Raw genomic sequence first — 10,283 nt, forward strand, 5'->3', positions numbered from 1 at the left:
TAATGAAGAACCCATCAACAAGCTGAGGGATATCCGATGGCCCTGCCCCAAAGTATGGACGGGGCTGCTTTCTTCCTGCCAGGAGGCCGAAAGAGTATCCAGAGGATGTTTTCCATGAAGATCGCTTTTGTTTACGATGTCATTTACCCGTACGTGGTAGGTGGAGGCGAAAAGAGAATATGGGAACTGTCAAAGGGGTTAACGGATAGAGGCCATGAAGTTCACGTGTTCGGGATGAAGTCTTGGGAAGGTGAAAACATCTTTGTAAAGGAAGGGATTCATCTTCATGGTTTCTTTCAACCCAGAGAGCTCTTTGTTGCTGAGAGGAGATCAATAGGAGAAGCAATCCATGCGGGCCGTAAGATATTTCCCTGCTTATTGAAAGAGCGATTCGATGTTATTGATTGCCAAGCATCTCCTTACTTCCCGTGCTTTTCCTCAAGAGTGGCATCTTTTGTCAGGCGTGAGCCGTTAGTAATCACATGGTACGAAGTTTGGAACGACTACTGGTATGAGTATTTGGGGAAGAAAGGCATCTTCGGTAAATTCGTCGAAAAGGCGGTAGCCCGGCTGGCTGGCACAGTTATAGCGATTTCCGAACAGGTGAAAGATGATTTGATTGCCATTGGGGTGAAGGCTGAAAATATCAAGATTGTACCCGATGGGATGAATTTGATTCAAATTCAAGCAGTAGAGGCTACCGAAAGGGTCCGATTTGATGTTCTCTACGCCGGGAGACTTGCGGAGCACAAGAATGTGGACACTCTGATCAGGGCAATTGCCGTATTAAGAGGCATCATTCCAAATATCAAATGCGGAATAGTTGGTGATGGGCCAGAAAGAGACAGGCTAGAAAGGCTCAGAATCGAGTTAAGTTTACAGGAGAATGTGGAATTACTCGGTTTTCTGGAGAAGGACGATGATGTCATTTCCACCATGAAGGCATCCAGGGTTTTTGTGTTACCATCCACACGAGAAGGTGGCGGCCTTGTTACTTTGGAAGCAAATGCCTGTGGGCTTCCCGTGATCACAATAGATCACCCGCAAAATGCTGCCAAAGAAGTGGTTTTAAACGAAAAGAATGGTTTCCTGTGCAAACTCTCCGATGAAGAATTGGCATATGCAATACTAAATGGCTTGAATAGCAGTGAAAACATGAAAAAGGATTGTATCGACTTCGCCAGCCGTTATGACTGGGGGAGGATGGCAGAACTGACTGAAGCTGTCTACTACGACCTGTGCAAAGTGGATAAAGTGTCGCATACATGAATTCAACAAAGGCAATGGATGGCAAGAAATGGCAAAGAACGCACTAATTACGGGCATAACTGGTCAGGATGGAGCATATCTGGCGGAGTTCCTTTTGGGTAAGGGCTACAAAGTGTTCGGTACTTATCGGCGCCTGTCTACCCCAAATTTCTGGAGACTTCAGTATCTTAATATTTTCGACAAGGTTGGGCTGATCCCTGCAGATCTAATTGATTCTGCCTCTGTGACAGAGGCAATCAAGATATCTGATCCGCACGAATTGTACCATTTGGCGGCACAGAGTTTTGTGGGAGCCTCTTTTGAGCAGCCAATAGGTGCGGGGGAAATCACGGGGATTGGGGTAACCAGAGTGCTGGAAGCGGTGCGAAACATTAATCCTGAGATAAAGGTCTATCAGGCTTCCACCAGCGAATTGTACGGCGATGGTCACTCCGTGGCGCAAAACGAACTGACTCCGTTCAGCCCATCCAGCCCATATTCTGCCGCCAAGCTATATGGGTACTGGCTCACCAGAATCTATCGAGAAGCCTATGATATGTTTGCCTGCAATGGAATTCTATTCAACCACGAATCGCCGCTCAGGGGACTGGAATTCGTAACCAGAAAAATTTCAAATGGGGTGGCCAAAATCAAGCTGGGCATACAGAAAGAGATCAAGCTGGGAAACCTGGATGCAAAGCGGGATTGGGGCTATGCTCCTGAATACGTTGAGGCCATGTGGATGGTTCTCCAGCAAGACAGGCCGGATGATTATGTCATCGCCACCAACGAAACACACTCAGTGAGGGAATTTGCAGAGAAAGCTTTTGCAGTGGTTGATCTGGACTGGCGGGACCATGTCAAGGTGGATGAAAAATTTCTCAGGCCGGTAGACGTCAATTTCTTGCAGGGAGATTGCTCCAAAGCGAAGAGGGCACTGGGTTGGGCACCCCGGACGCGGATTGACGAGTTGGCAGCGATCATGGTCAAGGCTGATATGGACCGGTGGAAGAAGTCTCTCAACGGCGAAAGGCTGCCGTGGGATGCCCCCAACTATCCCGATGAAGCCAATATACTGACAAGATCTCTGAGGATATGAAAATGATTCCTATTGCAGAACCTGTGCTGGGTGAAGAAGAACTGGCCAATGTGACGGAAGCGGTGAAATCCGGATGGATTAGCTCGAAGGGAAAATTTATTCTGGAGTTCGAAGAAGGCTTTGCACGTTACTGTGGAGTGAGGCATGGCGTGGCTACTTCCAATGGCACGGTGGCGCTGCACCTGGCTCTGGCAGCCCTCGACATAGGGTTTGGTGATGAGGTCATTGTTCCTACGCTTACTTTTGTTGCCACGGCTAATGCAGTGCGATATACTGGAGCAAAACCCGTTTTTGTGGATTCACATCCTGACTATTGGTGCATTGACCCAGAGAAGATAGAGAAGGCAATAACCCCACAGACCAAAGCCATTATTCCCGTTCACCTTTATGGGCATCCCTGCGATATGGATGCCATAATGACCATAGCCAGGGAACACCATCTCTATGTGGTTGAGGACGCTGCCGAAGCGCATGGGGCGGAATGCAAAGGGAAGAAGGTCGGGTCTTTCGGAGATATCAACTGCTTCAGTTTCTATGCAAACAAGATCATCACCACCGGAGAGGGCGGAATGTGCCTGACCAGCAGCGACAAACTGGCAAGCAAGATGAGAATCTTGAGAGACCACGGAATGAGCCCCAGCAAGCGATATTGGCACGATAGGGTGGGATTCAACTACAGAATGACGAACATGCAAGCGGCTGTTGGCGTTGCCCAGTTGAAAAAGCTGGATCACTTCATAGAAAAGAAGAGAGAGATCGCCACAACATACAATTCTCTCTTGGCGAGTGTTGGAGGCCTAAGTCTCCCGCCGGAAATGCCGTGGGCAAAGAACGTCTATTGGATGTACTCTGTCCTGGTAGGGTCTTTGGGTGGAAGCCAGAGGAATGAGTTGATTGGCAGATTGGGCCAATCCGAAATCGAATCAAGGCCGTTTTTCTATCCGGTACATTTGATGCCACCGTACGACAATCGAAGAAGATTCTCGGTGGCTGAAGGATTATCGAGGAGAGGAATCAACCTGCCAAGCGGCAATAAACTGAGCAAAGAAGACTTGAAGTCAGTCGCAAAGGAAGTGTCAATGTGATTCCTCGTTATTCTCTTAGTGGCTATCTCGGTGTTTTGGATATCTTCTCAGTAATACTTGCCTCCTCATTCTGGACAAGAGACAGAGACAATTTGGCCCATGCCCTTGATGAACTTGAGAGGAGAATAGCCGGATTCTGCGGATGCAAGTTTGGAGTGCTCACCGCATCAGCTAGGGGTGGCCTTTATGATATCCTGCAATTGAGGCCGGAAATTTGGAATGTATATCTTCAGCCATACACTTGTAGAGTAGTCCCAGATACAATCAGATACGCTGGAAGATCCATCACGTTTGTGGATATAGAATTGACCACTTATGGATTGGATTGCGAACGACTTACCCACCTTGGCCAATTGGATGGGGCTATGATTCTCACTCATCTCTACGGCTGTCCAGCCAGAGATACCTTCCCACTCATCGAGCTAGCTCGGAAAAACGGGGTGTTTATCATAGAGGATGGAGCCCAAGCTCTAGGGGCATGCTTGAATGGACGACAGATCGGCTCCATTGGAGATTGTGCTATTTTCAGCTTTGATTCTACCAAGCCTATCCCTCTCGGTGCCGGAGGCATAATTACCACGAACGATGAAGAATTATATTCAAAGCTCAAACATGTGCAAGAAGCCAAACCTGAGCTGCCTAGGAAACAATTGTTGGCCAGACTTGTGCTCATGGCTCTTGCCCACTTGGCAACACTCAATGATGTTCTCTATAACCCTGTCTACACTCTTCGCAACAAATTAGGGAATGTAGATTCTCGCATAACCATGCCTGAATACTCAAAAGATGCCATTTCGAGCATCCACACTTGCCGGTTTCCCAAGAGTCTGGAGAGACTAGCTAAGAAACTGGTAGAGCGTTGCGACGAGCTGACGAGAGCTAGGATGGAAAGGGCAAGAATTTACGATGCTGCTCTTGATGACCGCGAAGGCGTAGCCAAGTTGCCTTGCGGAGAAACTGAGGAGTTCAGAAATACGTTCCTTCGGTACCCGATCAGAATCGCAGGGATAAATCGGGAAGAATTGGTCAAGAGATTTACCAGAAGCGGAGTGGATGTAGGGGATTGGTTCTACGACAACATTTTACATTACCCTCAGTACAAGGGTCTCGATTCTTATTGCCCCAACAGTGACGCAGCGTATGAGACCGTGGTCAACCTTCCGATACATGGGCAGATGCGGAGGGATGACTTGGACAAGGTCTGTGACATTATTGCACAGATTGTAGATAAACAGAGGGACTGCGCAGACAACAAATCTTTTAGGAGAACACCTGCGTCAAGATGAATTCTGCTTCGGCGCTGTGTTACTAATGGTCTCATAATAATCCGAACCAACAAATTACACTCAAAGCAGTCGTCTCGCATGCTTGAAATGGCCATTTCGAAGCTAAAGAGTACATCCATTCAATTATGAGACCATTAGTAGCTCAAGGCCAGAGATGCAGAATATTGGAGCTACCCCAACAATGCCTCAAAAAATAGAGCTATCTAATGGCGAAGTTATTACCATAAGGCCATTTTCAATAAGAGATTTGCACGCATTACACAGGATGTATCCATTTCTTTCAGATAAATCTAAGGATTTCTACAGGGAACAATCAGTTCGACCAAGACCAGCGTCATATTCATCTGGAGCTACTTTGCGATGGACAGTGAGCAAATTAAGGCTTATCCTTTCGACAATCGGACCCATCCGAACATGCCTGATGTACATTCCCCATGCAGCATTTCTGCCATTTGTTGCGGTTAACCAAAATCGTGAAGTCGTTGGCTTTAGGTATTACGAGATACTGGCAAATCGCATTGAACACGGATATATTGCTACCGATGGCATTGTATTGAGGGATGATTATCAGGGGGTTGGGCTAGGGACCTGTTTCATCAAAATGACCCTTGAAGCGGTTGCCCACCAGATAGAAATAGTGGTTACAGATACACGGAACCCTGCGATGATTCATACATATCAAAAAGTCGGCTTTAAGATAGTCGGCTATGCCAAAAACAATCAGGGAGACATCCTCTGCCAGATGATCTATCTCACAAGACCATGTGAATCGCTCGAAATCATTGACAAGGAGTATAAAGACCATTCATGGCATGAGCCATTGTGTTGATAAATTGGTTAAGCGCAGATCACTGTTTGAAGGATATATGTTAAGGTTAAGCACTGTTGCAGATGTGGACTAATACTGCATAGATCGCTAGGAGGATGTAATTTGAATATTTTGCTGGTCGTTCCTTATTTTGGGCCGATGATGGGTGGAGCAAAATACGTTCTGCATGTGGCGAACGGTTTGGCTGATCGTGGCCATAGCGTGACGGTGTTCTCTACCGATTGTGATGCGGATGCCCCATTTGAGGTGAACAAGGGCATTAGGGTTATTCGGAAACCTGTTCACTTCACAGTCTCTGGCACGCCGGTCAGATTGACGCTGATATACGATTTACATAGGCTTACCCGAGAATCACACTTTGATTTGATCAATGCCCATACTCCTGTGCCTTTCTATGCGGACGTTGCGGCGGTGGTAGCAAAGCTACGTGGAATACCTTTTGTTCTCACCTACCATAATGACACGGTGAGTGAGAAATTCCTCTTGAACGCGATTGTCAATGCTTATAACCATAGCTTCAATTTGTTAACTCTCAATTTTAGTAACCTCATTATTACTCCTTCGCCATTTTGTCTCAACGAGTCCAAATGGCTAAGCAAGCATTCAGATAGGGTTGTATGGATACCGCCGGGGGTGGACAACAAGAGATTTGTCCCCCACGGATTGGGCAAACTCGATATCTCCAATATCCCCAGTCATGCCAAAGTTGTTACGTTTGTCGGAAAAATGAGCGAAGCTCATGCTCACAAGGGCATCAATTACTTATTGGACGCATTTAAAAAAGTTGTGTCGGAGATCGGAGATTCGTATCTGATACTCATTGGTTCGTGCGACATTTTACCGGAAATCGAACACAGGTGCCGTGAACTGGACATAGCTGATCATGTAAGAATCCCAGGATGGATAACTGAGGACCAACTCGTGGCTTATTACCAAGGCTCTGACGTTGTCGTGCTGCCGACTATCAATATATCGGAAGGCTTTGGCATGGTTCTAACGGAGGCGAATAGTTGCGGAACACCGGTGGTTGGGTCACGGGTTGGGGGAATCCAATATGTGATCAAGCACGAAGAAACCGGTTTGCTTGTACCTCCCAAGGATTCCGATGCACTCGCAGAGGCTATTATCAGATTACTCAGAAATGACGAGCTGGCTCGCAGACTAGGGGAAAATGGCGCACGGATGGTGAGAGACCAGTATGACTGGGAATCGATAGTCGACAAGACGGAAACTGTATTTGATAGCGCAGTGAGAGACAGAGGCCGAGGTTGCAGCAATTGAGGTTGTGCTGACGTCAGGGTTTTCGTCATAGCTTAAAGGCCGTAAGGCTCGAAAAGTTTAATTGAGAGTTGGCTGCTTGACTGGAGGAACTCATGAGATTCTGCTCGTCGAAGCATCTTGAAACGCATATACTTCCCAACTAGAGCGTACATAGGATATTGAATGGTTACTAAGAGTTATCACAATATTGGTATAGTCACTTTCCCGATGATAGAGTCAGGTGTGGTTCCCTTATCTCATCAGGTCGCTATCCTGTCTCTTCTTGTGGAGCATCTCTATATTATATCTGGAAACGCAGTGGCTTCCGTTAAAATAGACAACCAATCTAATATCGATATGTTTCTGATAGATCACAGGAGTGGACATAATACGTTCACTCGGATCGTGAGATATATTCATACTCAGACGAAACTTGCTTACAGAATGGCAAAGTTAACTAGGAAGGTTGATGCATGGATATTTTTTCTGGGGGAAGGCGGTTTATTGTTGCCCATGATGACAGCCAAACTCTTCCAAAAGAAAACTATCCTATTTTCAGCCGCGTCTTTCCACAGGGGGAGCAGATTTGTACATGACCCACTTTTGATACCAGCAGGATTGCTGGAGAAAACCAATCGTGCATTGGCCGACCATATTATCGTATACTCCCCCAATCTCATTAAAGAGTGGGATTTAGCAAGTCAAAAACACAAGATTTCCATAGGTCATGAGCATTTCCTAGACTTTGGTGAACTCAGAATCCACAAGCAGCTAGGAGAAAGGCCTAATTTGATTGGATATATCGGGCGTCTGAGTGAAGAAAAAGGTGTGTTGAATTACGTTAAGGCGATTCCGCTGGTGCTGGCACTAAGAGATGATGTCCAATTTCTGATAGGTGGAAGCGGACAAAGTCGACATGAAATCGAAACCCTTTTGACAAAAGAGAATATGAGCAATCAAGTTAGCCTTCCTGGTTGGATTCCCCACGCTGAGCTTCCAAACTACTTGAACGACTTAAAGTTGCTTGTTTTGCCATCCTACACTGAAGGGCTTCCAAATATCATACTGGAAGCAATGGCCTGTGGTACCCCTGTTCTTGCAACTCCAGTCGGAGCCATTCCAGATTTAATTGAGGATGGCAAAACAGGATTCATCATGGGAAATAACACTTCTGAATGTATAGCTGAGAATATTATGCGTGCCCTGAATCATCCCAATCTGGAGACTGTTGCCCGGAATGCCCGCATTTTCGTAGAGAATGAATTTACCTTTGAGAAAGCTGTGCAGCAATTTGATGAGATGCTAATTCAATGGTTCAATCAAGATACCTAATAATATATACTATTGCTATGGAGGTGATCCATGGCAGGGACGGCATGATTCGCTGAAGAAGAACTCATACGAGCCCGCAAAATTCGTGATGAAGCAACTACTGTGGTTGAGTTTCGTGAAGCCATGTCAGTCATTCTAATGGCCCAACTTTGCCTTGATGCAGACAAATCGGCTGAAGTCTTGGGCACGAGCCGTTGCACCGTTTTTCTCGATTTCAGCGCGACACGCCATCAATCAGGTATTCCCAAAAAATTGCCCGGGGATAGGGGCCGCCGATTCTCGTTCACATTGGATGATGAGCGAAAGTTCCTGTTAGCTTGGGAGACTGATGGGGGGCTTTCAGTTGCTCCCGTCCACGCGGCGCTCATTGAACAGTTAGGGCATGATACATCCATCACCATCAACCACGTACAAGTATCTTGGCTTGTTATGGGTGGAGGAAAGTACAGCCAGATATCAAGCATCCCAAAAGCGATCAGGCTGCTCAAGAGAAGTTAAAAAAACCGAGATGTGGCAACCCGCCTGTTTGAAGAACAAGAAGAACTTGCCTGTCCGTTAATGTTCCAAGATGAAGTGCGGTTTGGACGGATGAGTGAGCCTCGTGCCTGTTGGGCACTGGCGCCGAGCAAGCGAATGGTAAAAAGGGCGCTGGTACGAGAGTCAGGTATGAATATGCTGCGGTAAGCCCATGGGATGGATCCCTTGATCAAATGACATTGGAGGAGATGAACACCGAGAACCTGATCCGTTTTCTGAATCAAGTCAACCAGAGGCATCTGGAAGATTTCATGGTCATGGTATTGGATGGCGCATTATTGCATAATGGCAAGGGTCTCATGGTTCGATAAAATATCTCCTTCGTGTTCCTACCACCCTATTCACCTAAATTGAATTCGGCAGAACAGATATGGAATAGTCTCCGCAAAAATTACTTTGCCGACAAGGTCTTTCATTCGCTTGATGCTGCTACCCAACAAGCGGAACATCGACTATTCAAAATGACATTCGACAAAAATTCTGTGATGAGCTTAACTAACTGGCCGTGCATCAAAAGTATTAACTTGATTGCAATCTAGTACATTGTAACACTTATAATATTGGATAAAGATGTCTGAGTTTTGTACGCGCCTCGGTGTTCGTGAAATGCCAATGGATTTTGGATTGCCGGTTATTCCGGTCGTTCTGCCAGGCGCTGATGTGTCGTTGCGGCATTTCCATATCAGGGATTCTGCGATCCAGGCATTGTCCGCTGAGAGCGCTCAGTTCAATCTCCGCCATATTGAGCCAACTGCCATGTTTGGGCGTGTAATGGATGTCAATACGTTCTGCCAATCGCCGAGCCTCGGCAGGTTCAAAGGTCTCATAGAGCGAGGCCATGCAGTGCGTATTCAAATTGTCCATAACCAGTCGTACCTGGATGGCGTCTGGATAGCGTTCATCGAGCATGCCTTTTATCCACCACGCCCAATCTTTCATCGTTCGGCGTTCCGTGGCCCTCACGTAGCGTTTGCCGGTGAGTGGCTCGACTTCGAGAAATATCTCCGCAACACCGTTGCGGGCGTATTCATGGTCTATACGGGCCGGTCTTCCCGGCGCACAAGGTATCGCCTCGTGCGTGTCCCCGATAAGCTGTTTACAGGTCTCATCCATACAGACCAGCGGATAGTCGGGGTCGTACGGCAATTCATAGACGGCAATAACGTCTTCCATATTGGCTACGAAGGCCGCGTTCTCCTTTGGCGGGATTTTCCAGTACTGGCGGAGATGAGGCTTAAGTTCGTTTTTTTAAGAACGCGCTGCACGGTCATGTGTGATACGCTCGGGGCCAAATTCAATTCGACTGCCTTCTCCGCCAGCAGCCGTACGGTCCACCGTTGCCGGCCTTCCGGCGACGGCGAACAGGCCAGCGCTGTCAAACAGGCTTCAAAAGCCCCATCAAAGACCACTTCGCGCGGGGGCTTCTCCCTCTGCCGGCGCTCCAAAGCTGCCGAAAGGCCTTCTTCAACGAAGCGCTTCTTCAGGTGTTCTATCATGCTGCGCTTTACTCCCAACGCCTCGGCTGTATCGGCCACGCTCCAGGCCAGCCCATGTTCTCCTGCATCACACAGAAGCAATGCCCGGGCACGCACAAATCGCCTTGCATT

The 10,283-nt window shown here is 47.3% G+C and carries 11 protein-coding genes; 9 read left to right on the plus strand and 2 right to left on the minus strand.

The genetic code is table 11. The features are described from left to right. Positions 1 to 114 precede the first annotated feature (114 nt). From PHV74_05690 to PHV74_05730, 9 genes are all read left to right on the plus strand, one after another. A complete protein-coding gene (locus PHV74_05690) occupies positions 115 to 1,269 on the plus strand; it encodes a glycosyltransferase family 4 protein (protein ID MDD5093856.1) in 1,155 nt (384 codons plus the stop codon). Between the two features lie 28 nt (positions 1,270 to 1,297). Beyond that, a complete protein-coding gene (locus tag PHV74_05695; protein ID MDD5093857.1) occupies positions 1,298 to 2,347 on the plus strand; it encodes a GDP-mannose 4,6-dehydratase in 1,050 nt (349 codons plus the stop codon). 2 nt (positions 2,348 to 2,349) lie between these two features. Continuing rightward, positions 2,350 to 3,432, plus strand: a complete 1,083-nt coding sequence (locus PHV74_05700) for a DegT/DnrJ/EryC1/StrS family aminotransferase (protein MDD5093858.1) — start codon at positions 2,350 to 2,352, stop codon at positions 3,430 to 3,432. Then, the gene (locus PHV74_05705; GenBank protein ID MDD5093859.1) at positions 3,429 to 4,718 is read left to right on the plus strand and encodes a DegT/DnrJ/EryC1/StrS family aminotransferase; all 1,290 of its coding nucleotides are present in this window, start codon (positions 3,429 to 3,431) and stop codon (positions 4,716 to 4,718) included. Before PHV74_05700 ends, PHV74_05705 begins: the two co-directional genes overlap by 4 nt. Before the next feature lie 154 nt (positions 4,719 to 4,872). Beyond that, a complete protein-coding gene (locus tag PHV74_05710) occupies positions 4,873 to 5,547 on the plus strand; it encodes a GNAT family protein (protein MDD5093860.1) in 675 nt (224 codons plus the stop codon). Between the two features lie 102 nt (positions 5,548 to 5,649). Continuing rightward, on the plus strand, positions 5,650 to 6,828 hold the full coding sequence (locus PHV74_05715; GenBank protein ID MDD5093861.1) for a glycosyltransferase family 4 protein: 1,179 nt from the start codon (positions 5,650 to 5,652) through the stop codon (positions 6,826 to 6,828). 423 nt (positions 6,829 to 7,251) lie between these two features. Next, complete coding sequence (locus PHV74_05720; GenBank protein ID MDD5093862.1) at positions 7,252 to 8,139, plus strand: glycosyltransferase; 888 nt, start codon at positions 7,252 to 7,254, stop codon at positions 8,137 to 8,139. Between the two features lie 102 nt (positions 8,140 to 8,241). After that, positions 8,242 to 8,637, plus strand: a complete 396-nt coding sequence (locus tag PHV74_05725; GenBank protein ID MDD5093863.1) for a hypothetical protein — start codon at positions 8,242 to 8,244, stop codon at positions 8,635 to 8,637. A 227-nt stretch (positions 8,638 to 8,864) separates the two neighbouring features. Continuing rightward, positions 8,865 to 8,987, plus strand: a complete 123-nt coding sequence (locus PHV74_05730; GenBank protein ID MDD5093864.1) for a hypothetical protein — start codon at positions 8,865 to 8,867, stop codon at positions 8,985 to 8,987. A 241-nt stretch (positions 8,988 to 9,228) separates the two neighbouring features. Here the strand turns inward: PHV74_05730 and PHV74_05735 are convergent, their stop codons facing one another. Together PHV74_05735 and PHV74_05740 are read right to left on the minus strand one after the other, a co-directional pair. Next, complete coding sequence (locus PHV74_05735; protein MDD5093865.1) at positions 9,229 to 9,885, minus strand: IS630 family transposase; 657 nt, start codon at positions 9,883 to 9,885, stop codon at positions 9,229 to 9,231. Next, the coding region (locus tag PHV74_05740; GenBank protein MDD5093866.1) for a helix-turn-helix domain-containing protein at positions 9,855 to 10,283 on the minus strand (429 nt) is incomplete at its 5' end. The genes PHV74_05735 and PHV74_05740, both read right to left, overlap by 31 nt.

This window comes from Dehalococcoidia bacterium (genome assembly GCA_028711995.1).
Taxonomy (GTDB): Bacteria; Chloroflexota; Dehalococcoidia; order SZUA-161; family SpSt-899; genus JAQTRE01.

Excerpts from the sequence above, each read along its gene's own strand:
- PHV74_05690 (MDD5093856.1), top strand. The coding sequence starts at position 115 with ATGAAGATCGCTTTTGTTTACGATGTCATTTACCCGTACGTGGTAGGT.
- PHV74_05695 (MDD5093857.1), top strand. The coding sequence starts at position 1,298 with ATGGCAAAGAACGCACTAATTACGGGCATAACTGGTCAGGATGGAGCA.
- PHV74_05700 (MDD5093858.1), top strand. The coding sequence starts at position 2,350 with ATGATTCCTATTGCAGAACCTGTGCTGGGTGAAGAAGAACTGGCCAAT.
- PHV74_05710 (MDD5093860.1), top strand. The coding sequence starts at position 4,873 with ATGCAGAATATTGGAGCTACCCCAACAATGCCTCAAAAAATAGAGCTA.
- PHV74_05720 (MDD5093862.1), top strand. The coding sequence starts at position 7,252 with ATGGCAAAGTTAACTAGGAAGGTTGATGCATGGATATTTTTTCTGGGG.
- PHV74_05730 (MDD5093864.1), top strand. The coding sequence starts at position 8,865 with ATGAACACCGAGAACCTGATCCGTTTTCTGAATCAAGTCAACCAGAGG.